At 67.3% G+C, this 20,474-nt stretch carries 24 protein-coding genes; 12 read left to right on the forward strand and 12 right to left on the reverse strand.

From position 1 onward, the window contains the following. Nucleotides 1-49 precede the first annotated feature (49 nt). Nucleotides 50-961 (forward strand): MBL fold metallo-hydrolase, encoded by a 912-nt coding sequence (locus tag AC5P6H_RS12850; protein ID WP_495202720.1) that lies wholly within the window; start codon nucleotides 50-52, stop codon nucleotides 959-961. 258 nt (nucleotides 962-1,219) lie between these two features. Here the strand turns inward: AC5P6H_RS12850 and dinB are convergent, their stop codons facing one another. Next, nucleotides 1,220-2,314, reverse strand: coding sequence for a DNA polymerase IV (gene dinB, locus AC5P6H_RS12855; protein ID WP_495202721.1), 1,095 nt, complete (start codon nucleotides 2,312-2,314; stop codon nucleotides 1,220-1,222). A gap of 191 nt (nucleotides 2,315-2,505) precedes the next feature. On the opposite strand from dinB, the gene fabA reads away from it, so the two are divergent. Both fabA and fabB read left to right on the forward strand, forming a co-directional pair. Next, nucleotides 2,506-3,021 (forward strand): 3-hydroxyacyl-[acyl-carrier-protein] dehydratase FabA, encoded by a 516-nt coding sequence (fabA, locus tag AC5P6H_RS12860; RefSeq protein ID WP_014035851.1) that lies wholly within the window; start codon nucleotides 2,506-2,508, stop codon nucleotides 3,019-3,021. Next, a complete protein-coding gene (fabB, locus tag AC5P6H_RS12865) occupies nucleotides 3,021-4,229 on the forward strand; it encodes a beta-ketoacyl-ACP synthase I (RefSeq protein WP_014645811.1) in 1,209 nt (402 codons plus the stop codon). Before fabA ends, fabB begins: the two co-directional genes overlap by 1 nt. Before the next feature lie 95 nt (nucleotides 4,230-4,324). Here fabB and AC5P6H_RS12870 read toward each other — a convergent pair whose 3' ends face one another. Genes AC5P6H_RS12870 through AC5P6H_RS12880 form a run of 3 tightly spaced genes read right to left on the reverse strand, consistent with a single transcriptional unit; the run spans nucleotide 4,325 to nucleotide 6,767 of the window. Next, nucleotides 4,325-5,008, reverse strand: a complete 684-nt coding sequence (locus AC5P6H_RS12870) for an HAD family hydrolase (RefSeq protein ID WP_046428651.1) — start codon at nucleotides 5,006-5,008, stop codon at nucleotides 4,325-4,327. After that, nucleotides 5,005-5,706 (reverse strand): pseudouridine synthase, encoded by a 702-nt coding sequence (locus AC5P6H_RS12875; protein WP_014645809.1) that lies wholly within the window; start codon nucleotides 5,704-5,706, stop codon nucleotides 5,005-5,007. Before AC5P6H_RS12875 ends, AC5P6H_RS12870 begins: the two co-directional genes overlap by 4 nt. Further along, nucleotides 5,703-6,767, reverse strand: coding sequence for a class I SAM-dependent methyltransferase (locus AC5P6H_RS12880; protein WP_495202722.1), 1,065 nt, complete (start codon nucleotides 6,765-6,767; stop codon nucleotides 5,703-5,705). The genes AC5P6H_RS12875 and AC5P6H_RS12880 overlap by 4 nt, the downstream gene beginning before the upstream one ends. A gap of 158 nt (nucleotides 6,768-6,925) precedes the next feature. Here AC5P6H_RS12880 and AC5P6H_RS12885 point away from each other — a divergent pair, with 158 nt between their 5' ends. Further along, nucleotides 6,926-7,189: a hypothetical protein gene (locus AC5P6H_RS12885; RefSeq protein WP_005407925.1), complete on the forward strand. Its 264-nt coding sequence runs from the start codon at nucleotides 6,926-6,928 to the stop codon at nucleotides 7,187-7,189. A 71-nt stretch (nucleotides 7,190-7,260) separates the two neighbouring features. On the opposite strand, the gene AC5P6H_RS12890 is transcribed toward AC5P6H_RS12885, so the two are convergent. Both AC5P6H_RS12890 and AC5P6H_RS12895 read right to left on the reverse strand, forming a co-directional pair. Continuing rightward, nucleotides 7,261-7,554 carry a DUF3247 family protein gene (locus AC5P6H_RS12890; protein WP_049441346.1) on the reverse strand — a complete coding sequence of 98 codons (294 nt, stop codon included), beginning with the start codon at nucleotides 7,552-7,554 and terminating at the stop codon, nucleotides 7,261-7,263. Nucleotides 7,555-7,597: 43 nt separating this feature from the next. Then, entirely contained in the window at nucleotides 7,598-9,586 is a 1,989-nt protein-coding gene (locus AC5P6H_RS12895) for a hybrid sensor histidine kinase/response regulator (protein WP_014645806.1), read from the reverse strand. A 244-nt stretch (nucleotides 9,587-9,830) separates the two neighbouring features. Here AC5P6H_RS12895 and AC5P6H_RS12900 point away from each other — a divergent pair, with 244 nt between their 5' ends. Then, nucleotides 9,831-10,397, forward strand: a complete 567-nt coding sequence (locus tag AC5P6H_RS12900; RefSeq protein WP_014645805.1) for a DUF3016 domain-containing protein — start codon at nucleotides 9,831-9,833, stop codon at nucleotides 10,395-10,397. Between the two features lie 103 nt (nucleotides 10,398-10,500). Here the strand turns inward: AC5P6H_RS12900 and alr are convergent, their stop codons facing one another. After that, nucleotides 10,501-11,568, reverse strand: coding sequence for an alanine racemase (alr, locus tag AC5P6H_RS12905; RefSeq protein WP_014645804.1), 1,068 nt, complete (start codon nucleotides 11,566-11,568; stop codon nucleotides 10,501-10,503). Continuing rightward, nucleotides 11,547-12,851: a D-amino acid dehydrogenase gene (locus AC5P6H_RS12910; protein WP_032959242.1), complete on the reverse strand. Its 1,305-nt coding sequence runs from the start codon at nucleotides 12,849-12,851 to the stop codon at nucleotides 11,547-11,549. The genes alr and AC5P6H_RS12910 overlap by 22 nt, the downstream gene beginning before the upstream one ends. 149 nt (nucleotides 12,852-13,000) lie before the next feature. On the opposite strand from AC5P6H_RS12910, the gene AC5P6H_RS12915 reads away from it, so the two are divergent. Beyond that, entirely contained in the window at nucleotides 13,001-13,480 is a 480-nt protein-coding gene (locus tag AC5P6H_RS12915) for an Lrp/AsnC ligand binding domain-containing protein (protein ID WP_495202723.1), read from the forward strand. A 109-nt stretch (nucleotides 13,481-13,589) separates the two neighbouring features. Here AC5P6H_RS12915 and AC5P6H_RS12920 read toward each other — a convergent pair whose 3' ends face one another. Both AC5P6H_RS12920 and AC5P6H_RS12925 read right to left on the reverse strand, forming a co-directional pair. After that, entirely contained in the window at nucleotides 13,590-13,769 is a 180-nt protein-coding gene (locus tag AC5P6H_RS12920; protein WP_495202724.1) for a lana protein, read from the reverse strand. A 144-nt stretch (nucleotides 13,770-13,913) separates the two neighbouring features. Further along, nucleotides 13,914-14,288, reverse strand: coding sequence for a hypothetical protein (locus tag AC5P6H_RS12925; protein WP_014645801.1), 375 nt, complete (start codon nucleotides 14,286-14,288; stop codon nucleotides 13,914-13,916). Between the two features lie 140 nt (nucleotides 14,289-14,428). Between AC5P6H_RS12925 and msrB the strand changes: the two genes are divergently transcribed. The 5 genes from msrB (at nucleotide 14,429) to AC5P6H_RS12950 (ending at nucleotide 17,671) form a co-directional block, all read left to right on the forward strand. Beyond that, nucleotides 14,429-14,896, forward strand: a complete 468-nt coding sequence (gene msrB, locus AC5P6H_RS12930; RefSeq protein WP_005415117.1) for a peptide-methionine (R)-S-oxide reductase MsrB — start codon at nucleotides 14,429-14,431, stop codon at nucleotides 14,894-14,896. Nucleotides 14,897-14,987: 91 nt separating this feature from the next. Then, complete coding sequence (gene motA / locus AC5P6H_RS12935) at nucleotides 14,988-15,842, forward strand: flagellar motor stator protein MotA (protein WP_014645799.1); 855 nt, start codon at nucleotides 14,988-14,990, stop codon at nucleotides 15,840-15,842. Nucleotides 15,843-15,845: 3 nt separating this feature from the next. Then, a complete protein-coding gene (gene motB / locus AC5P6H_RS12940; RefSeq protein WP_046428632.1) occupies nucleotides 15,846-16,796 on the forward strand; it encodes a flagellar motor protein MotB in 951 nt (316 codons plus the stop codon). A 97-nt stretch (nucleotides 16,797-16,893) separates the two neighbouring features. Next, the gene (locus AC5P6H_RS12945) at nucleotides 16,894-17,382 is read left to right on the forward strand and encodes a hypothetical protein (RefSeq protein WP_046428629.1); all 489 of its coding nucleotides are present in this window, start codon (nucleotides 16,894-16,896) and stop codon (nucleotides 17,380-17,382) included. 13 nt (nucleotides 17,383-17,395) lie between these two features. Then, on the forward strand, nucleotides 17,396-17,671 hold the full coding sequence (locus tag AC5P6H_RS12950; protein WP_046428626.1) for a DUF4031 domain-containing protein: 276 nt from the start codon (nucleotides 17,396-17,398) through the stop codon (nucleotides 17,669-17,671). 55 nt (nucleotides 17,672-17,726) lie between these two features. Here the strand turns inward: AC5P6H_RS12950 and AC5P6H_RS12955 are convergent, their stop codons facing one another. After that, nucleotides 17,727-18,269 carry a DUF6630 family protein gene (locus AC5P6H_RS12955; protein WP_032959249.1) on the reverse strand — a complete coding sequence of 181 codons (543 nt, stop codon included), beginning with the start codon at nucleotides 18,267-18,269 and terminating at the stop codon, nucleotides 17,727-17,729. A gap of 90 nt (nucleotides 18,270-18,359) precedes the next feature. Here AC5P6H_RS12955 and AC5P6H_RS12960 point away from each other — a divergent pair, with 90 nt between their 5' ends. Further along, complete coding sequence (locus AC5P6H_RS12960) at nucleotides 18,360-18,608, forward strand: DUF3297 family protein (protein WP_005415112.1); 249 nt, start codon at nucleotides 18,360-18,362, stop codon at nucleotides 18,606-18,608. Between the two features lie 148 nt (nucleotides 18,609-18,756). Here AC5P6H_RS12960 and AC5P6H_RS12965 read toward each other — a convergent pair whose 3' ends face one another. Further along, nucleotides 18,757-20,406: a Na+/H+ antiporter gene (locus AC5P6H_RS12965; RefSeq protein ID WP_014645794.1), complete on the reverse strand. Its 1,650-nt coding sequence runs from the start codon at nucleotides 20,404-20,406 to the stop codon at nucleotides 18,757-18,759. Nucleotides 20,407-20,474 lie beyond the last annotated feature (68 nt).

Raw genomic sequence — 20,474 nt, forward strand, 5'->3', positions numbered from 1 at the left:
ACGCGAACATGCAGCCGGGCATTGGCCCGGCTCTACACAAGGAATTCCCATGCGTACCGCTGCCCTGCTGCTTCCCCTCGCCCTGGCCGCCAGCTTCACCAGTGCGCCGCTGCTGGCCGCACCGGCCACCACGGCGCCGGCGGCGGCGACGAAATCCCAGCTGCACCTGCAGACCTTCCATCCCGGCCCGCAGGCAATGTTCTCGGTGTCCTCGGTGCTGATCGAAGGCCGCCACGACGGGATCCTGGTCAATGCGCAGTTTGGTGCCAGCGATGCGCGCAAGCTGGTCGAGCTGATCCGCGCCAGCGGCAAGCAGCTGACCACGATCTACATCAGCCACGGCGATCCGGACTACTACTTCGGCCTGGCCACCCTGCAGGACGCCTTCCCGCAGGCACGCATCGTCGCCACCGCGCAGACCGTCGCCCACATCCAGCAGACCCAGGCCGGCAAGCTGGCCTACTGGGGACCGAAGATGGGTGCCGACGTGCCCGCGCGCATCGTGCTGCCGCAGGTGCTGGATGGCGATGCACTGCAGCTGGAAGGCCAGCGCCTGCCGCTGATCGGCCTGGATGGCCCGACCCCGGACCGCACGGTGCTGTGGGTGCCGTCGCTGCGCGCGATCGTCGGTGGCATTCCGGTGGTAGCCGGCGAGCACGTGTGGATGGCCGACACGCAGACGCCTAAGTCGCATACCGACTGGCTGCAGACCCTGCAGCGGTTGCAGGCACTGAAGCCGAAGGTGGTGGTGCCGGGGCATTACGCGCCGGGTGCCGCACTGGATGCCAGTGCGCTGCGCTTCACTGCGGACTACATCCGCGCGTTCGATGTCGAGACGGCAAAGGCCAAGGACAGTGCGGCGCTGGTGAAAGCAATGCAGTCGCGCTACCCGAAGCTGGACGGCGTGGCATCGCTGGAGCTGAGTGCGAAGGTGGCCAAGGGCGAGATGCAGTGGCCATGAGGTAGGGCGCTTTCTTTTGCAGGGCTGCGCCCTGCACCTGCAGAGGCAACAGCAAAAGCAACAGCTGGCTATCCGTGGGAGGGCGAGGTGGGTCCGGTTGCGGGGGACGCCGTGAATCCGTCCATGGAGGCTCGGTCGCGCCATCCATGGCGCTCACGCCCCCGCAACCGGACCCACCTCGCCTTCGACAGATCTCGGCAATCTGCTGGGGTCGGATCCCGTTGCTGCGCAACGGGCTCTGACCCCACTGTTTGATGATTAGGTATCTGTGGGATTGATCATGTCGTGCTCGAACAATTCCCCCTGCACCACGGCCTCCTTTTCGCGGAACCCACCCAGCCCGACGCCGACCAGGCGGTAACGCGTCTCCGCCGGCAGGTCGACGCGGGCGCGCAGGGCCAGTGCGATGTCGCGCAGTTCTTCCATCGATTCCGGCGGGCGCTCCGGGGTGAAACTGCGGGTGAGGATGCGGAACTGCGCGGTCTTCAGCTTCAGCACCACGGTGTGGCCGACGCGTTCGGTCTTGCGCGTGGCATTCCAGGTCTTCTCCGCCAGCTGCACGATCGCCTCGCCCAGGTCTTCCAGCAACAGGTCCTCGGCAAAGGTGTCCTCCGAGGAGATCGACTGCACCTGCTGGTCCGGTTCCACCGGCCGCTCGTCGATGCCGCGTGCACGGTTGTACAGGCTGCGGCCGAAACTGCCGAACGCCTCTTCCAGGTCGACCAGGGACCACCGCCGCAGGTCGCCGCAGGTGACGATGCCACGCGCGGCAAGTTTGCCTTCCATCACCTTGCCGACGCCGGGCACCCGGTTCACCGGCAGCGGCAGCAGGAACGCGTCCACCCGCTGCGGTGGAATCACGAACTGGCCATCGGGCTTGCGCCAGTCCGAAGCGATCTTGGCCAGGAACTTGTTCGGCGCGATCCCGGCTGAAGCGGTCAGGTTCGTCTCCTCGCGGATCTGCGCACGGATGGTGCGGGCGATGTCGGTGGCCAGTTCGATGCCGCTCTTCGGCTCGGTCACGTCCAGGTAGGCCTCGTCCAGCGACAACGGCTCGACCAGGTCGGTGTGGCGCAGGAAGATCTCGCGTACCTGGCGTGACACCGCCTTGTAACGTGCAAAGTCCGGCGGCACGAAGATCGCGTCCGGACACAGGCGTTCGGCGCGCAGCGCCGGCATCGCCGAACGCACGCCGAACACGCGTGCCTCGTAGGACGCCGCACACACCACCGAGCGCGCGCCGCGCCATGCCACAACCACCGGCTTGCCGCGCAGTGACGGATCGTCGCGCTGCTCCACCGACGCGTAGAACGCGTCCATGTCGACGTGGATGATCTTGCGCAGTCGGGTCATGTCAGGCGGAAAGGGCGGGGGCGTGTCGAACGGGCCACACGCCGAAGTATGGTCGTTGCACATCAACAGGATGCGCGTATTCCATTGAAAACACTACGGTTGCGTACGGTTGAAATGTTTGATCGGCGCAGTTTCCACGGGCATCCTCGAACGCTTGTTTCCCTGTTTCCCCGCTTCCAGGATTGTGCTTCATGACCCGTCTCCACGCGTTCAACCGCGAACAGCTGCTGGCCAGCGCACGCGGTGAACTGTTCGGCACCGCCGCCGGCCGTTTGCCCAACGATCCGATGCTGATGTTCGACCGCATCACCGACATCCACGAGGACGGCGGACCGCACGGCAAGGGCATGGTACGCGCCGAGCTGGATATCCGCCCGGACCTGTGGTTCTTCGGCTGCCACTTCATCGGCGACCCGGTCATGCCCGGCTGCCTGGGCCTGGACGCCATGTGGCAGCTGACCGGCTTCTTCCTGACCTGGCTGGGTGCCCCCGGCAAGGGCCGCGCACTCGGCTGCGGCGAGGTGAAGTTCACCGGCCAGGTACTGCCGGACGCCAAGCTCGTGCGCTACGAGATCGACATCAGCCGTGTCATCAACCGCAAGCTGGTGATGGCCCAGTCGGACGCCCGCATGTACGTGGATGACCGCGAAATCTACAGCGCGCGCGACCTGCGCGTCGGCCTGTTCACTGAAACCGGGAGCTTCTGATGCGTCGCGTCGTCATCACCGGCATGGGCATCACGTCCTGCCTCGGCAATGATCTGGATACCGTTTCGGCCGCGCTGCGCGAAGGGCGCTCGGGCATCACCGCCTTGGCCGACCATGCCGAAGCAGGCCTGCGCAGCCAGGTCGGCGGTCGCGTCGACCTCGATCTGGAGGCGCTGATCGACCGCAAGCAGAAGCGCTTCATGAGCGACGCGGCGGCCTTCGCTTACCTGTCCATGCGCGATGCCATCGCCGATGCCGGGCTCAGCCCCGAGCAGGTCAGCAACCTGCGCACCGGCCTGATCGCCGGTTCCGGCGGCGGATCCAGCGAATGGCAGATCGGCGCGGTCGACCTGCTGCGCGAACGTGGCGTGCGCAAGGTCGGCCCGTACATGGTGCCGCGCACGATGTGCTCGACGGTCTCGGCCTGCCTGGCCACGGCCTACCAGATCAAGGGCGTCAGCTACTCGCTGTCGGCCGCCTGCGCGACCTCGGCGCACTGCATCGGCGCTGCCGCGGACATGATCCGCCACGGTGCGCAGGACATCATGTTCGCCGGTGGCGGTGAAGACCTGCACTGGTCGATGAGCGTGATGTTCGATGCGATGGGCGCGCTGTCGACCAGCTTCAACGAAACCCCGGCCAGCGCCTCGCGTCCGTACGACAAGGACCGCGACGGCTTCGTCATCGCCGGTGGCGGCGGCATGCTGGTGCTGGAGGACTACGACCACGCCGTTGCGCGTGGCGCGCACATCCATGCCGAGCTGATCGGCTACGGCGTGACCTCCGATGGCGCCGACATGGTCGCGCCGTCCGGCGAGGGCGCGGTGCGCTGCATGAAGATGGCACTGCAGGGCGTCGATCGCCCGCTGGACTACCTCAACACCCACGGCACCTCGACCCCGCTGGGCGATGTCACCGAGCTCAACGCGATCCGTGAAGTGTTCGGCGATGCGGTACCACCGCTGTCCTCGACCAAGGCGCTGTCCGGCCATTCACTGGGCGCGGCCAGCGTGCACGAGGCGATCTACTGCCTGCTGATGATGCGCGATGGCTTCGTCGCCGGTTCGGCCAACATCGGCGAGCTGGACCCGAAGGTGGAGAGCTTCCCGATCCTGCGCGAAAGCCGCGAGCAGAAGCTGGACACGGTGATGTCCAACAGCTTCGGCTTCGGTGGCACCAACGCTGCGCTGGTGTTCGGGCGGGTGTGATTGAACAGGTGTGCCGACCAACGGTCGGCACCCACCAGAAGATGTGAAGCCGAGCCCATGCCCGGCTCAGTGCCAACCAAGGTCGGCACCCACCGCTACTTCGGCAGCAGCGGCAGCAGCAGGGCGTGCGCGTCCACCAGCGAGCCGACGATGCGGTGGCCCAGTGCGCGCAGCTCTTCATCCGGATGCACCAGGTCCGGCACCTGGATCACGGTCATGCCGGCGGCCAGTGCGGCCCGCGTGCCGGCCGGTGAATCTTCCAGCGCCAGGCAACGTTCGGGCGCCTGGCCCAGCCGCTGCGCGGCCAGCAGGTAGATATCCGGCGCCGGCTTCGGCCGCGCCACATCACCACTGGTGATCACGGCATCGAAGTACGGCAGCAGGCCTGCGGCCGCCAACTTGCGGTTGGCGCGCGGCTGCCGCGTGGTGGTCGCCACCGCACGCGGTACCGCGTGCGCCTTCAGCAGCTCCAGCAGCTCCAGGATGCCCGGCCGCAGCGGCAGCCCGGTCTGCGTGCGTGCTTCGTACAGCTCATGGCAACGTGCCGCCACCGCGTCGATCAGGCTGTCCTCGATGCCCTGCGCGCGCAGCAACGCATGCGTATCGTGGTCGCCGAGGCCGACCATGCGCAGGAACACCGCTTCCTCCAGGCCCAGCCCGAATTCGTCGGCGGCCTCGCTCCAGCAGGCCAGCGAGACCCGCTCGCTGTCGATCATCAAACCGTCCATGTCGAAGATGACGGCGTCGGGCAGGAACGGCAGCGCAGCGAAGGGGGTCATGGAGCGAACAACGTATCCAGGTCGGTGGAAGTGAGCTGCCGCCATTGCCCTTCGTCCAGCCCCTGCAGGTCCAGCCCGCCGACGCGGCTGCGGTGCAGGGCCTGCACGTGGTTGCCGGTGGCGGCGAACATGCGGCGTACCTGATGGTAGCGGCCTTCATGCAGCACCAGGCGTGCGCGACGCGCCTCCAGCACTTCGAGTTCAGCCGGCAGCAGGGGCGTCTTCTCGGACTCCAGCATCAGCGTGCCGCTGGCGAACAACGCCACTTCGTCGCCGCGCAGGTCCTCGCTCAACTCGACTTCGTAGACCTTCGGCAGCTTCGACTTCGGCGAGATGATCCGGTGCAGCAGGCCGCCATCGTCGGTCAGCAGCAGCAGGCCACTGGTCTCGCGGTCGAGGCGGCCCACCGTGGACAGCACCGGATCACGGTCGCGGAAGCGCGGCGGCAGCAGGTCGTAGATCAGGCGGCCGGTGTCCTTGGTCGAACAGGTGTAGCCGGCGGGCTTGTGCAGCGCGATCGACAGCCCCACCGGCGGGTCCAGCGGCTCGCCATCGACGCGGATCGCCTCGTGCGGCACCTGGTCATCGGCGTACAGCACCTCACCGTCGGCGTCGGTGACGCGGCCTTCGCGGAACATCCACTGCACCTGCTTGCGGCTGCCATAGCCCAGGTTGGCGATGAGCTTGACCAGCTTCACTTGCCCTTCCCCTTCACTGCTTCAACCAGCTTGAAACCGTCGCGCTCGGCGACCACGCGCACCGCACCTAAGCTGTCGTTGAGGGTGTGCTCGTACGGCAGATGGCGGTTGGCCACCACGTACAGGCGCCCGCCCGGGCGCAGCGCCTGCGCGGCCACGGCGATGAAGCGCTGGCCGATGTCCGGGCGGTCGGCACGCGACGGCGTGTGGAACGGCGGGTTGCTGATGATGACGTCGTAGCCCGGCTCGATGCCGGCGGTGACGTCGCGCCACAGGAAGCGCAGCGGCAGCGCGCGCGGCGGCGGCGCCAGGTTCAGTTCGGCCAGGGCCAGCGCACGCTGCTCGGCCTCGTACAGGTCCAGCGCGGTGATCTTCGGGCAGCGTTCCAGCAGCTCGCGCGAGAGATAGCCGTAGCCTGCGCCAAGGTCGGCGGCGCGGCCGGCCAGGTCGGCCGGCAGGTGCTCGGCCAGCAGCGCCGATGCCGGATCGATGCGGTCCCAGGCGAACACGCCCGGGCGGCTGAGGAAGCGTCCGCCCATGATCGGGCGCACCGCATCCAGCGCCGACCAGCGCTTGGCCAGGTCGGCGTCGTGCTGGCCCTGCAGCGGGGCGGTCCAGTACACCCGGCAGTGGTTCTTGGTCAGGCAGCCGCCGAGGCCGGCCAGCTGCTTGAGGTCGCCTTCACCGGAGCGCGCGCCTTCGTTGTTGGCCTGGCAGGCAACGATGCGGCCGCCCTCGGCGACCAGCGCCAACGCGCGGGCGAACAGCGCACGGGCTTCTTCACGCTGGCGCGGTGGCAGCACCAGCACCAGCGGGTAACGGCCCTTGCCGGCCACATCGTCCAGCTGGCCGCTGACGGTCCAGCCGGCGGCCTGCTGCAGCGGCTGCGCGAACGGGGCAAAGCTCTGTTCGCAGTGCAGCTCGCGGTTGCCGGCCGCTTCGCGCAGCGGCCAGCCATCGCGGGCACGCAGGAAAGCCACCGGGCCCTCCGGCCAGCGCAGGGCGCCTTGAGAGAACGGCAGGAGCAGGGTCTGCAGGGGGGCGTCGTCGCTGGAGGCCATCGGCGCGGGTACTTCAAGCGTGAGGGCCGTCCATTGTACCGGCTTGGCCGGGCCGGCCCCGGCAGGCCGCTTTGCGAAACCCGAACGGGGCCTTGATCCGCCAGAAACATTGAAACGTTCAGGGTAGAGGCTCCCCCCGGAAACCCAGGAGAACCTGCATGCGAGCCTTGTTCGTCGGTGGCGTCGTCGACAACAGTGAAATGGACCTGGAAGGCAGCCATCCGCCCGTGCACTACCCCGAGGACACCGGCGGCGGGCACTCGCGTTACCGGCTGCACCAGGTCGGCCATGGCGCCGATGGCAGCGTGGCCTATGCGGTATATGGCGCACCGGACCTGGCCGATGACGAGGTGGCCCGGGTGGCGGAAGAACGCGCCTACGCGCGCCGGTTCGAAGCGACGCCGACCTTGTTCGAGCATTGACACATCGGTAGCGCCCGAGCCCACGCTCGGGCGACGGCGCAGCCGAGCCGTGGGCTCGGCTCTACATCCGATCAAGGCGCCTTGGGTGGCAGGCGGTTGATGCTGGCGATTTCATCCAGCCACACGTGGTGCTGCTGCACCGGCGTGTCGTAGTCATCCAGGCGCAACTGGCCGTTGCTGCCTTCGTCGCCGGCCTCGTTGCGGTATTGCTGCACGGTTGGCCTCACCGCCACCGTGCCGAGCAGGCGACGGCCATCGTGCAGAATCAGTTCCACCTGCGTTTCGCCTTCCAGCTGCGGCAGCAGGGCTTCCAGGCGCGCGATCTGCGCCGGATCGGTATGGATACGGGGAGCTATGCGGGACATCGGCGACCTCCTGCATGCAGGGTCGCCGATCGGCCGTGAATGCTCAGTGCAGCGCGCTGTCCGCGCGGGGTACCTGCACCTTGCGCACCGCAGCCACCAGCTGCGCCACCGAGTACGGCTTGGCCACGTGTTCCTGGAAACCCGACGCCAGCGCACGGCGGCGGTCATCGGCACGCGCCAGCGCGGTGACGGCGACCGCGGGCAGGGTCGTGGCATCCACGCCCATGTCCTCGCGCAGCGTGCGCACCAGGCCATAACCATCCATGCCCGGCATGCCGATGTCGGTCAGCATCACGTGGTACTGCAGATGGCCGGTGTCGGCCAGCAACGCCAGCGCCTCACCGGCCGAACTGGCCGCCGACACGCTGGCGCCCTGCTCTTCCAGCATGCGCCGCAGGTACTCCAGCACTTCCGGCTGGTCTTCCACCGCCAGCACGTGCATGCCGCGCAGCGGATACGGCTCGACGATCACCGGTTCCAGGATCGGCCCGCTGATCACTTCGCGCAGCGGGCGCCGCTCGGCATCGGGAAGGTGCTGCGGCAGGCGCACGGTGAACGTAGCGCCATGGCCGTGCCCCTCGCTGGCCGCGGCGACCGTGCCGCCATGCAGCTCGACCAGCTGCTGCACGATCGCCAGGCCCAGTCCCAGTCCACCATGGCGCCGGGTGGTGGTGCCATCGGCCTGGCGGAAGCGGCTGAACAGGTGATTGAGGAATTCGGGTGCGATGCCATCACCGGTGTCGCGCACGGTGATCTCCCAGTGGTTGCCGTCGGCCCGCAGCTGCAGGTCGATGCGGCCTTCAGCCGGGGTGAACTTGATCGCGTTCGAGAGCAGGTTCCAGAACACCTGCTGCAGGCGCGTGGCATCGCCCAGCACCAGGCTCGGCTGTTCGGGCAGCTGCAGGTGCACGTCCAGTGCCTTGCCTTCGGCAACCAGTTCCTGCGCGCCGATGGCCTCGCCCAGCACCGTGCGCAGGTCCAGCACTTCCACCTCCAGCTGCACCTTGCCCAGCAGCATGCTGCTGAGGTCCAGCATGTCCGAGATCAGCCGCTTCTGCGCGCCGGCGCTGTTGGCGATCACGTTCAGGCCCTTGTACAGAGGGCTGGTGTTGTCCACACGCTGCAGCAGCAGCTCACTCCACCCGAGGATGGTGGTCAGCGGCGTACGCAGTTCATGCGACAGCGTGGCCAGGAACTCGTCCTTCAGCCGCGCCATGTTCTCCGCAGCGCTGCGCGCGGCGCGCTCGGACTGCAGCAGTTCCTCGCGGGCCAGTTCGATCTCGCGGCGTTCGGTCACGTCCGGGCTGCTGCCGGCCAGGCCGATGAAGCGGCCCATCCGCGAGAAACGCGGGCGTGCGTTCATCTCCAGCCAACGCCACTGGCCATCGGCGCGCCGCGCACGCACCAGCGCGTGCATCGAACGCTGCGCCTTCAGCGCTTCCTGCAGTTCGTATTCGAATACCGACGCATCGTCCGGATGCACCAGGCCGCGCCAGACATCTTCCGGCACACGCGTCTCGTCGCCACCGAAGAACTCGCTGAAGGCGCTGTTGACGAAGCGGGCATGGCCGCGCTCATCGAGCACCCACACCGGCATCGGCAGGCCGTCGGCCAGCGCGCTGAAGCGCGCTTCGCTCTCGCCCAGCTCCACTTCCATCTGCTTGCGTGCGGTGATGTCGAAGAACAGGATGCCGACCTTGTCCTCGCCTGGCCGGCCCACGCGCACCGCGTCGACCGCGAACGAACGACCCAGCGCACGCGCTTCCATCTCGAACTGGGCGGGACGGCCGCTGCGTGCGACCTCGCCGTAGATACGGAACCAGTCCTGCTCATGGTTGGGTTCCAGCTCGGTCATGCGCTGTCCACGCGCATCCTTCAGCCCGGTGTGGCGCTCGAAGGCATCGTTGACCTCGAGGAAACGATAGTCGACCGCACGATCGCCCTCGAACAGCACCTGGATCACGCAGAAACCAGCGTTGATGCGCTCAAGCACGCCATGATGCAGGTCGGGTTCGGGCGCCTGCACCATCATCGGTGGGCGCTCCACGAGGGGCGGCAGTGTGGACAAGGGCGTCTGGACGGGCCGGATTGGAAGCACAGCATCTTCCAAAGCGCGTATTCACAGCGTCAAGCGCCGTCAGTCATGGTTGACGACGATGAATTGGCGGCAACCGCGCTTGTCGGTGTCGCAATCGGCCGTTGCGGTGGCTGGAAAGCGGGATCACACTCGATCTATAAATCGCATCGTCCCCGTCGATGGGACGCAGGAGACCGTCATGAACCGCTCGTTGGCCACTGCCCTGCTGCTGGCAGGCGCCCTCATGGCGGGCAGCGCGAACGCCGCGCCGCGCGCCGTCACCGATCCGGATGCGCCCCGCGCGCTGCAGGCCAATGGCCCGGTCAGCGTGAAGTGGGACGATCCAGCCGGATTCACCGAAATCCGCCAGAGCACCAACCGCTTCGAGGCCGAACGCGGCAACTGGGTGCAGCAGCTGGCCAGCTACGTGCAGACCACGGCGGCCAAGCCGCTGCAACCCGGGCAGACCCTGGACGTGACCCTGGTCGACATCAAGCGCGCCGGCGACTACGAGCCTTGGCACGGCCCGCGCGGCAGCGACATCCGGATCATGCGGGACATCTATCCGCCGCGGATCACCCTGCAGTACACGTTGAAGGACGCCAGTGGTCGCATCGTCGATGAGGGCGAAGCCAAGCTCAGCGACACCGGCTACCTGCACAACCTGGGGCTGAAGAGCGACAGCGATCCGCTGCGCTACGAGAAGCGCCTGATCGACGACTGGGTGAAGCGCGAGCTGAGCACGCGGGCTACTGCTGCACGATGATTCCGTGCAGCTCTACCTGCCGGCAGGTGTCGACCTTGGTCGACACGCATTGCACGGTGCCGACCAAGGTCGGCTGCTACCAGAGCCGAGCGCGGGCTCGGCTCTACACGTAGACTTTCGCCACGCGCTTGACCGCGCACGGCAGCTGGTAGGCACTCACGCCGCAGCGCGGCGCCAGTTCCGACAGCGTCGGCGCAGAACCCCACAGTTCCACCACACTGCCGATGCCGGCCTGCGCATGCGCGGTCAGGTCCACCGTCAGCATGTCCATCGACACGCGCCCGATCAGTACGCCGGGCTGGCCATCGATCAGTACCGGCGTGCCGTTGGGGGCGAACTGCGGATAACCGTCGGCATAGCCAAGCGCGACCACGCCCACGCGGGTGCGTGCCTTGGCCACGAAGCGTGCGCCATAGCCCACCGGCTCACCGGCCTCGATCCAGCGCTCGGCAATCACCTTCGACTGCATCGTCATCACCGGGCGCAGGCGCTCGGTCAGCGCGGTGTTGTCCGGCAGCGGATTGGCGCCGTACAGCATCAGGCCCGGGCGCACCCAGTCGCTGCGTACATCCGGCCAGCCCAGCAGTGCCGGCGAATTGCACACGCTGGTCTCGCCGTCCAGGCCGTCGATGGCGCGCGCGAAGGTCGCCGCCTGTTCATGGGTGCGTTCGCTGTCCAGCTCGTCGGCACGCGCCAGGTGGGTCATCAGCACGATGCGCTCGACCTGCGGCAGCGCCGACAGGCGTGCATGCGCGGCGCGGAAGCTGTCCACGTCCAGGCCGAGGCGATGCATGCCGCTGTCCAGCTTCAGCCACACGGTCAGCGGGCGCGGGCTGTCGAATGCGACCAGCGCTTCCAGCTGCCACGGCGAGCCCACCGCGAACCAGAAATCGTGCTCGGCCACCAGCGCCATGTCACTGGGTTCGAAGATGCCTTCCAGCAGCAGGATCGGCGCACGGATCCCGGCCTGGCGCAGTTCCAGCGCCTCTTCGATGGTGGCCACGCCGAAACCATCAGCCTCGCCTTCCAGCGCCTGTGCACAGCGCACCGCGCCATGGCCATAGGCATCGGCCTTGATGATCGCCAGGGCCTTGCCACCGCCCAGTTCACGGGCAAGCCGGTAATTGCTGCGCAGGGCGCCCAGATCGATCAGCGCGCGGGCAGGACGCATGTGCGGTTCTCATGTTGCGGGGCGTGACCGTACTGGCCGTAGCGGAAAATATCCAGGCCTTCGGTGCTGATCTGCGGCTGGCGCGCGCTCATCAGGTCGGCCAGGTAACGGCCCGAGCCGCAGGCCATGGTCCAGCCCAGGGTGCCGTGGCCGGTGTTGAGGTACAGGTTGCGGAACGGCGTGGCGCCGATCACCGGCGTGCCGTCCGGCGTGGCCGGGCGCAGGCCTGTCCAGAACTGTGCGCGCGACAGGTCGCCGCCCTTCGGGTAGAGGTCGCTGACCACCAGCTCCAGGGTCTCGCGACGACGCTGCGACAGCGACAGGTCGAAACCGGCCACTTCGGCCATGCCACCGACGCGGATGCGGTCGTCGAAGCGGGTGACCGCCACCTTGTAGCTCTCGTCGAGGATGGTCGAGGTCGGCGCCATCGCCGGGTCGGTGATCGGCAGGGTCAGCGAATAGCCCTTCAGCGGGTACACCGGCAGGCGCATGCCCAGCGGTGCGACCAGCGCCGGCGAATAGCTGCCGAGCGCGACCACGAAGCGGTCGGCGGTTTCCCGCTTGCCGTCGATGCGCACGCCGGTGATGCGGTCGCCCTCGAACTCCAGGCCGGTGATGTCCTGGTCGAAGCGGAACTCGACGCCGGCGTCCACGCACATCTGCGCCAGGCGCCGGGTGAACAGCTGGCAGTCGCCGGTCTGGTCACGCGGCAGGCGCAGCGCGCCGACCAGGCCGTCGACATGGGCCAGGGCCGGTTCGGCCTGGATGATGCCGGCGCGGTCCAGCACCTCGTACGGCACGCCGTACTGGGCCAGGATCTCGATGTCCTGCGCAGAGGCATCCAGCTGCTGCTGGGTGCGGAACAGCTGCGTGGTGCCCAGGTCGCGGCCTTCGAACTCGATGCCGATCTGCGCGCGCAGCTCGTTCAGGCAGTCGCGGCTGTACTCGGACATGCGCACCATGCGCGCCTTGTTGATCGCGTAGCGCTCGTGGGTGCAGTTGCGCAGCATCTGCCACAGCCAGCGGTACTGGGCCAGGTCCATGCCCGGCTTGATCGCCAGCGGCGCGTGCTTCTCGAACAGCCAGCCGATGGCCTTCTTCGGCACGCCCGGGGCTGCCCACGGCGAGGTGTAGCCGAACGACAGCTGGCCAGCATTGGCGAAGCTGGTCTCCAGCGCCGGGCCGGGTTGGCGGTCGATGACCGTGACTTCAAACCCGGCCTGTCGCAGGTACCAGGCACTGGTGGTGCCGATCACGCCGCTGCCGAGGACTAGGACTCGCATGGGACTTCTCCAACCCGATCATTCCCTGCACTGGAGCGTGCCGGGACCATAATTGGGGAAGTATAGACAGCCAATCCCAGTTGATTTGCCTGATTTGAAATCAACCGGCAGGATGTTCTCCTGCAATTCATTCCCCAAGGTTGACGGCCATGGCCACCCGTACCCGCGAACTGGACAAGATCGACCGCAAGATCCTGCGCATCCTGCAGGCGGAGGGCCGTATTTCCTTCACCGAACTGGGTGAGCGGGTCGGCCTGTCGACCACCCCGTGCACCGAGCGCGTGCGCCGGCTCGAGCGCGAAGCGGTGATCACCGGCTACCACGCCCACCTGGACCCGGCGGCGGTGAAGGCCAGCCTGCTGGTGTTCGTGGAGATCAGCCTGGCCTACAAGTCCGGTGACATCTTCGAAGAGTTCCGGCGCGCCGCCCTGAAGCTGCCCAATGTGCTCGAGTGCCATCTGGTCTCGGGCGACTTCGATTACCTGCTGAAGGCGCGGATCAGTGAGATGGCCTCCTACCGCAAGCTGCTCGGCGGCACCTTGCTGACACTGCCGCATGTGCGTGAATCCAAAAGCTACATCGTGATGGAAGAAGTGAAGGAAACGCTGAGCCTGCCGATTCCGGATTGAGGCGGTCGCAGGTTGGGGTCAGAGCCCGCGTTGCGGGATCCGACCCCGGCCAGGGATTGCGAGGGGTCAGAGCCCGCGCAGCGGACTCTGACCCCGGTCATGTCGACAGTCAGCGCTGCTGCGGATGCTTCTGCGAGCGCTGTTCCTGCTGCTTGCCACCCTTGTGCGGCTGCTGCGGTTCCATCTGTTGCTGTTGCTGCTGATGCTGCGGGTTGCGGCCCTGCGGTTCCTTGCCGGGATGACGGTTCTGCTGGTTTTTCATGATCGCGATCCCGTGGACAAAGGACATGCGGCGGCGGAATGCCGGCGCAGGGCCACGGTGGTCCCGGCACGGTTAATCGCAGGCGAAAAAGCAGTGATCGGCAGGATGTTGTTTTCGTGCGTTCAGGCCGTGCAGTGTGTGGAAGCTGCCACCCTTGCCTGGCATCCGAGGTCAGCGCTTGATCTGCTGCCCATCGCCGGCCGGCACGCTGTCGTAATAGCGGCCGGTACGCGAATCGAACACCCGGTTCGGGCCAGCCGGGCGCACGCCAGGCACGATGCGGCCATTGCGGTCATAGACCTTGTCGGCCGGCCTCGGCGCCGGGGTGGGCGCAATCCGGGCAGGACCCGTGGACCTGATCGGCTGCGCCGGCTGCGGCGACGGCAGCACCTGCGGCTGGGGGCGTGCGGCCTGCGGCGGCGGTACCACCGGCGCCGGAGCCACGGTGGTCGCGCTGCGGGTGACCGTCGGGTCGGCAGCAGGCACCTGGGCCAGCGCCAACGTGGGCAACAGGGCCATCAGCAGCAGGGGAAGGGTCGGTTTCATGGCACGCTCCGGCGTGGATCGCATTTACCTTGCGCCTGCGCCTGTGTGCCGCCCATGAACGGCCGTCACACTTGCAAGCGCGCGCCGGCACCCCCACGTTTTCCGGCATCCCCAGGCCATCGACCCCACGGAGAGCCGGCATGACTGCCTTCGACCTGACGCCCCCCACTGCCACCCAGACCGAGGCGCTGATCGCCGGCCTCAGCAGCGAAGAGCGCCGCGTGCTGCTGCAGCACGGTACCGAAGCGCCGTTCTGCGGCGTGTTCCTGGACAACAAGCGCGAGGGCGTCTACTGCTGCCGGCTGTGCGCGCTGCCGCTGTTCCGCTCCAGCACCAAGTTCGATTCCGGCACCGGCTGGCCCAGCTTCTTCGCCCCGTTCGACCCGGCGCACGTGCGCGAGATCCGCGATACCAGCCATGGCATGGTGCGCACCGAGATCACCTGCGCGCGCTGCGGCAGCCACCTCGGCCACGTGTTCCCGGATGGTCCGCCGCCCACCTACGAGCGCCACTGCCTGAACTCCGTCTCACTTTCGTTCACCGGCAATGGCGAGCCCTGGCCCGACCCGTTGCAGCGTGGCGGCGCGGAAAGCGGTGTGGCGGGCTGAAACACCCCGCTGACCGATTTCACAGAATTCCCTCTTCAGAAAACCGGGTGACGGGCCGACAAGGAGATATCCCCTCTCCTTGCGTCGCCCCATGCTCATCATCGTTGGATTCCTGGTCGTCATCATCAGCGTGATCGGGGGCTACCTCGGTGCCCACGGCCGCCTGGGTGCCCTCTGGCAGCCCTACGAGCTGGTCATCATCGGCGGTGCCGCACTGGGTGCGTTCCTGGTCGGCACCCCGGCCAAGACGGTCAAGCAGACCCTGCAGGCCATGGTCGGCGTGTTCAAGGGCCCGCGCTACAAGCAGCAGGACTACATCGATGTCCTCAGCCTGCTCTATGAACTGCTCAACAAGGCCCGCCGCGAAGGCTTCATGGCCCTGGAAGACCATGTCGAGCGGCCGGCCGAGAGCGCCCTGTTCGCCAACTACCCCAAGGTGCAGGCCGACCACCACCTGATCGACTTCATCACCGACTGCCTGCGCCTGATGATCGGCAGCAACATCGAGCCGCACGAGCTGGAGCCGCTGCTGGAGCTGGAACTGGAAAAGCACCACGCCGAGGCCATGGCGCCGTCGCAGGTGCTGACCAAGGTCGCCGACGGACTGCCCGGTTTCGGCATCGTCGCGGCGGTGCTCGGCATCGTCATCACCATGGGCTCGATCGGCGGTGACATCGTCGAGGTCGGTGGCCACGTGGCCGGCGCGCTGGTCGGTACCTTCCTCGGCATCCTGCTGGGCTACGGCTTCGTCGGCCCGATGGCGGCAGCAATGGAGGCACGCGCCGAGCAGGACAGCCGCATCTATGAATCGGTCAAGACCGCCCTGCTGGCCTGCCTGCGCGGCTACAACCCGAAGATCGCGCTGGAATTCGCCCGCAAGACGCTGCCGTCGAACGTGCGCCCGGCCTTCTCCGATTTCGAGCAGCACCTGAAGACGGTCAAGTAAACCATGGCCGAGACCAAGCCCACTGTCATCGTCCGCCGGGTCAAGAAGGCCGGCCACGCCGCCCATCATGGCGGTTCGTGGAAGGTGGCCTATGCTGACTTCGTGACCGCGATGATGGCGTTCTTCCTGGTGCTGTGGCTGATGGCCACCACCAACAAGAACGACCGTGCGGCCATTTCCGAGTACTTCCGCAACCCCAGCCCGCTGAGCGGGCAGAACGCCACGCCGGCGCCCGGCATGGCCGGCCCGGGCGGCGCCAGCACCTCGATGATCAAGCTGGGTGGTGCCACCGACATCTCGCGCGGCAGCAGCAACGATCCCTTCCAGAACCAGAAGGAAGCGGTGCCGCAGCCGGTGGACCAGCAGCAGCGCGACAAGCAGCAGCTGGAAGCGTTGATGAAGGAACTGCAGGAAGCGATCAGCAGGAGCCAGGCACTGGAGCCGTTCAAGGACCAGCTGCTGCTGGACCTGACCCCGGAAGGCCTGCGCATCCAGATCGTGGACAAGCAGAACCGGCCGATGTTCGACCTCGGCAGCGCTACGCTGAAGCCGTATACGCAGCAGATCCTGCACGAGCTGGCCAACTACCTGAACCACGTGCCGAACCGGATCAGCCTGACCGGCCACACCGACATCACCGCCTATTCGGCCGAGCGCGGCTACGGCAACTGGGAGCTGAGCGCCGATCGTGCCAACGCCGCACGGCGTGCGCTGGTGGACGGTGGCCTGGAGGACAGCAAGATCACCCGCGTGGTCGGCCTGTCTTCGTCGGTGCTGTTCGACAAGGCCGACCCGCAGAACCCGATCAACCGCCGCATCAGCATCGTGGTGATGACCCAGGCCGCCGAAGCGGCCGCCCTGGCCGGTGCCGGCCCGCAGGTGGGACTGTCGGCGCCGACCGCCGACCCGGACGTGCAGGCCGCGCAAGGTGAGGCCGCGCCCGTGGCACATTGAACCGGGGTCAGATCCCTTTCCCATGGAAAGGGATCTGACCCCGCCTGTGTGCGGCCGGTACAATGGCGGTCTTTCCGTTTCCAGGTGACCCCACCCCATGTCCCAGAACTCCAAGGCCAAGCGCGACAAGCGCAAGAAGCAGCAGGCCAAGCGCCCGTTCCTCCGCCTGAATGCCCAGCAGCAGGTGCAGAACCATGCCGTGCTGACCAACGAAGACGGCCAGGTGGTAGCGGCCATCGGCCTGCAGGGCCGTGAGTGGCTGCTGGCCATCGGCGGCCAGACCATGGGCAACGCCGAAAACCCGGTGCCGATGCTGGCCATGCTCAAGCACCTGTCCAACGTGCAGGAAAAGGAAGGCCGCAAGGTCAACCTGGAGTACTCGGAACTGCTGCAGAAGCTGCTGGACACCCTGGCTGCCGAATCCGAGCAGACCGCTGACGAATACCTGGACAAGCTGGTTGCCGAATTCGAAGGCGTCGACGCCGCTGAGGGCGAAGAAGGCGAAGCCGTCGAAGGCGACGCGGCCGAAGAAGCCGCTGCCGAGGCCGCCCCGGCCGCTGACAGCGACAGCAAGCCGCAGGCCTGAACCGGCCGCGGGGGTGACGGTCTACGTCGATGACGCGGTGCATCCCTGGCGCGGACAGCGCTGGGCGCACCTGATGGCCGACACCCTGGCCGAGCTGCACGCGATGGCGGCGCAGCTCGGCATTCCCCCGCGGGCCTTCCAGAACAAGGCCAGCGGTGCTCACTACGACGTCACTGCCGAGCTGCGCGCACAGGCAATAGCGCTCGGTGCGCGGGCGATTTCCCGGCACACCGACCGCGAGCTGGTCAAAGCGGTGATTGCCAACGCCAGGGCGCAGTACCGGCCGTAGGCCGCGCCCAGCAGATCGTCCCCGCCGGGTCGTGCCCGGCGGATCGGCCCATCGCTCAGAACGGGTCGCTGCCCAGCCGGATTTCCACGTTCAGCAGCGAGCACAGCGCCAGCATCGCGTCGTCGTCGCGGGTCAGCGCCATCACGCCGGTGAAGCCGTCGCTGCCGGCATCCACGCTCCACAGCGTGTAGTTGTGCTCGCGCAGGCGGTCGAAGGCGGTGGACATCAGCTGCACGCCGTCCAGGCCCTCGGCGAAGTCCTCGTCGTCCAGGTCGCCGCCCCAGTCGAGTTGCAGGTTGAAGCGCGCCGACAGCTCGTTCACCGCCGACTGCAGCGATTCCAGGTCATCGCGCTCCACATCGAAACCGGACTGCCAGGCGATGGCCGTGAACAGGGCCGGCAGCCAGTCGCTGTCCGCTTCCAGCGGCTGCCCGTCCTCGGACAGGTGCTCGCGCCAGCGGTTGAACTGCTGCAGGGCCAGCTCTTCGTCGCCCGGGTTGATCAGCACCAGCAGGTTCCAGACCCGCGCCTCGAAGCCCTCCTCGTCGAAGTCGTGGATGTCTTCCTCGAAGTCGAAATAGTCGCTGTTGTCGGGCATGGCGGAACGTCCTCTGGGGCAGGCCCGCATTCTACGGTTTATCCTGTGCCGCTGAAGCCGGCCTTGGTGGCCGTCACTGTGAATGAAGCGATGAGCGATACCCCTCCCGACCACCTGGCGATCAACCCGGCCAGCCCCTTCCATGATGCACAGGCGCTGGAGCGCGGCGTTGGCGTGCGTTTCAACGACGTCGAGCGCGACAACGTCGAGGAATACTCGGTCAGCGAAGGCTGGATCCGCGTGCAGGCCGGCAAGGCCCGCGACCGCCGCGGCAATCCGATGACCATCAAGGTCAAGGGCAAGGTCGAGGTGTATTTCCTGGACCAGAAGCCGGAATAACCGGCACCGGCATGTAGAGCCGAGCCCGTGCTCGGCTGCTTTTCGTTCCGGGTTCATGACGCCTGAAGCAAGCGCAGCCGAGCACGGGCTCGGCTCTACATGGCAGGGCGGAATAGGCGTCAGCGTCAGCAACGCCCGGTCCCAGGCGTCATTCGCGCTTGCGCGATTCCAGCAGGTCCAGGTTGCGGATCAGGCGCCGCGAGATCTCATCGGAGATCACCCCGCGCCGGGTCAACCGGAACAGTTCCTCGCGCTCGGCATTGAGGCCCGCGCTGCGCAGCTGGCGGTAGCCCAGCTCCATGCGCCGCACCTTCTCCGGGTCCACGTCGGGGCCGTCGTTGTCTTTCTCCAAGTGCCGCTGGTACAGCAGGCTCACCCGCGAGGCAGCATCGTTGTACAGCTGCACGTTCTCGGTGTTCTGGTTCATCACCAGCTGCTGGCGCATGCGTTCGACCCCGGCCAGCGCGGCCTTGGAGGACAGCTTGCGTGCCAGGTCCTCTTCCTTGCGCTCGCCCGAATCGGCTGGCAGCTGCAGGCCCTTCAGCAGCTGCGGCAGCGCCACGCTGGCGCCGATCAGCGAGAACAGGATCACCGCCGCGGCCAGAAAGATCACCAGGTCGCGCGCCGGGAACGCACTGCCATCGGGCAGGAACAGCGGCAGGGTCAACACACCGGCCAGGGTGATCGCGCCGCGCACACCAGCCACCGAGGTCGCCACCACGATGCGCCAGTTCGGCGCCTCGCCCCGCTCCAGGCCACGGCGGCGCGCGCGCAGCAGGTTCCAGCGCAGCGACAGCCATACCCACAGCAGGCGCAGCAGGATCAGCGCCAGGTTGATCACCACCACGTATACCAGCAGCCACCATGCACTCTGGTGGCCGGACTCGTTCATGGTGGTGGTGGCGCGCTCGACGATGCCCGGCAGCTGCTCGCCCAGCAACACGAACATGATGCCGTTGAAGCTGAACTGCAGCATGTTCCAGACGCCCGCGCGCTGCACGCGCATGCTGCCGGAGACACGGCCGGTCAGCTCGACGTAGCTCATCGCGATACCGGCGGCGACCGCAGCGAGGATGCCCGAGGCATGGATTTCTTCGGCGAGCAGGTAGGCCGCGAACGGAATCAGCAGGTTGACCAGCATCGCCGCACCCGGCTCTTCGCCGAAGCGGCGCCACAACCAGCGCTGGAAGGTGGACACGCCGAGGGTGACCGCCACGCCCACGGCAAGGCCGGCCACCGCCACCCACAGGAAGGTCAGCGAGGCCGTGGCCAGCGAGAAGGAGCCGGTCATCACCGCGGCCACCGCGAAACGGAAGCAGACCAGGCCGGACGCATCGTTGAGCAGCGACTCGCCTTCCAGGATGTGCATCAGGCGCTTCGGGATCGGTGCCTTGGAGGCGATCGCCCCGACCGCCACCGGGTCGGTCGGCGAGACGATGGCCGCCAGCGCGAAGCACACTGCCAGCGGCATCACCGGAATCATCCAGTGGATCAGCAGGCCGGCGCCGATCACAGTGAACACCACCAGGCCGAACGCCAGTTCGAGGATCGCGCCCTTGTCGCGGAACAGGCCCTGCTTGGGAATGCGCCAGCCATCCAGGAACAGCAGCGGCGGCAGGAACAGCAGGAAGAACACTTCCGGCTCCAGCGCATGGCCGCGGTTGAACACGCCGGCGATCACCGCGCCCAGGCCGATCTGCACCAGCGGCAACGGCAGCGAGAACGGGAGGACGCGAACCAGGTAGCCGCTGGCGACAACGGCCACCAGCATCGCCAGGACGACTTCAATGGTATGCATGCTTCTTCCAGGAAGCGGCGCGTGGGGAGGCACGAGGGCCAGCGCCGGAAACCCGGAAAAAACTACCA

The organism is Stenotrophomonas sp. YJH_SMC_110, assembly GCF_059369255.1.

What these genes read in the sequence shown, in the direction of transcription:
- AC5P6H_RS12895 (WP_014645806.1), bottom strand. Translation starts at nt 9,586, where the DNA reads ATGATGGTGCAGGCGCCCGAACCCGACCTGCATCATGGCGTGCTTGAG.
- AC5P6H_RS12870 (WP_046428651.1), bottom strand. Translation starts at nt 5,008, where the DNA reads ATGACCCCCTTCGCTGCGCTGCCGTTCCTGCCCGACGCCGTCATCTTC.
- AC5P6H_RS12955 (WP_032959249.1), bottom strand. Translation starts at nt 18,269, where the DNA reads ATGCCCGACAACAGCGACTATTTCGACTTCGAGGAAGACATCCACGAC.
- AC5P6H_RS12960 (WP_005415112.1), top strand. Translation starts at nt 18,360, where the DNA reads ATGAGCGATACCCCTCCCGACCACCTGGCGATCAACCCGGCCAGCCCC.
- msrB (WP_005415117.1), top strand. Translation starts at nt 14,429, where the DNA reads ATGACTGCCTTCGACCTGACGCCCCCCACTGCCACCCAGACCGAGGCG.
- AC5P6H_RS12885 (WP_005407925.1), top strand. Translation starts at nt 6,926, where the DNA reads ATGCGAGCCTTGTTCGTCGGTGGCGTCGTCGACAACAGTGAAATGGAC.
- AC5P6H_RS12850 (WP_495202720.1), top strand. Translation starts at nt 50, where the DNA reads ATGCGTACCGCTGCCCTGCTGCTTCCCCTCGCCCTGGCCGCCAGCTTC.
- motB (WP_046428632.1), top strand. Translation starts at nt 15,846, where the DNA reads ATGGCCGAGACCAAGCCCACTGTCATCGTCCGCCGGGTCAAGAAGGCC.
- alr (WP_014645804.1), bottom strand. Translation starts at nt 11,568, where the DNA reads ATGCGTCCTGCCCGCGCGCTGATCGATCTGGGCGCCCTGCGCAGCAAT.
- dinB (WP_495202721.1), bottom strand. Translation starts at nt 2,314, where the DNA reads ATGACCCGACTGCGCAAGATCATCCACGTCGACATGGACGCGTTCTAC.
- AC5P6H_RS12920 (WP_495202724.1), bottom strand. Translation starts at nt 13,769, where the DNA reads ATGTCCTTTGTCCACGGGATCGCGATCATGAAAAACCAGCAGAACCGT.
- AC5P6H_RS12915 (WP_495202723.1), top strand. Translation starts at nt 13,001, where the DNA reads ATGGCCACCCGTACCCGCGAACTGGACAAGATCGACCGCAAGATCCTG.
- fabB (WP_014645811.1), top strand. Translation starts at nt 3,021, where the DNA reads ATGCGTCGCGTCGTCATCACCGGCATGGGCATCACGTCCTGCCTCGGC.
- AC5P6H_RS12900 (WP_014645805.1), top strand. Translation starts at nt 9,831, where the DNA reads ATGAACCGCTCGTTGGCCACTGCCCTGCTGCTGGCAGGCGCCCTCATG.
- AC5P6H_RS12925 (WP_014645801.1), bottom strand. Translation starts at nt 14,288, where the DNA reads ATGAAACCGACCCTTCCCCTGCTGCTGATGGCCCTGTTGCCCACGTTG.
- AC5P6H_RS12890 (WP_049441346.1), bottom strand. Translation starts at nt 7,554, where the DNA reads ATGTCCCGCATAGCTCCCCGTATCCATACCGATCCGGCGCAGATCGCG.
- AC5P6H_RS12945 (WP_046428629.1), top strand. Translation starts at nt 16,894, where the DNA reads ATGTCCCAGAACTCCAAGGCCAAGCGCGACAAGCGCAAGAAGCAGCAG.
- fabA (WP_014035851.1), top strand. Translation starts at nt 2,506, where the DNA reads ATGACCCGTCTCCACGCGTTCAACCGCGAACAGCTGCTGGCCAGCGCA.
- AC5P6H_RS12910 (WP_032959242.1), bottom strand. Translation starts at nt 12,851, where the DNA reads ATGCGAGTCCTAGTCCTCGGCAGCGGCGTGATCGGCACCACCAGTGCC.
- AC5P6H_RS12880 (WP_495202722.1), bottom strand. Translation starts at nt 6,767, where the DNA reads ATGGCCTCCAGCGACGACGCCCCCCTGCAGACCCTGCTCCTGCCGTTC.
- AC5P6H_RS12965 (WP_014645794.1), bottom strand. Translation starts at nt 20,406, where the DNA reads ATGCATACCATTGAAGTCGTCCTGGCGATGCTGGTGGCCGTTGTCGCC.
- motA (WP_014645799.1), top strand. Translation starts at nt 14,988, where the DNA reads ATGCTCATCATCGTTGGATTCCTGGTCGTCATCATCAGCGTGATCGGG.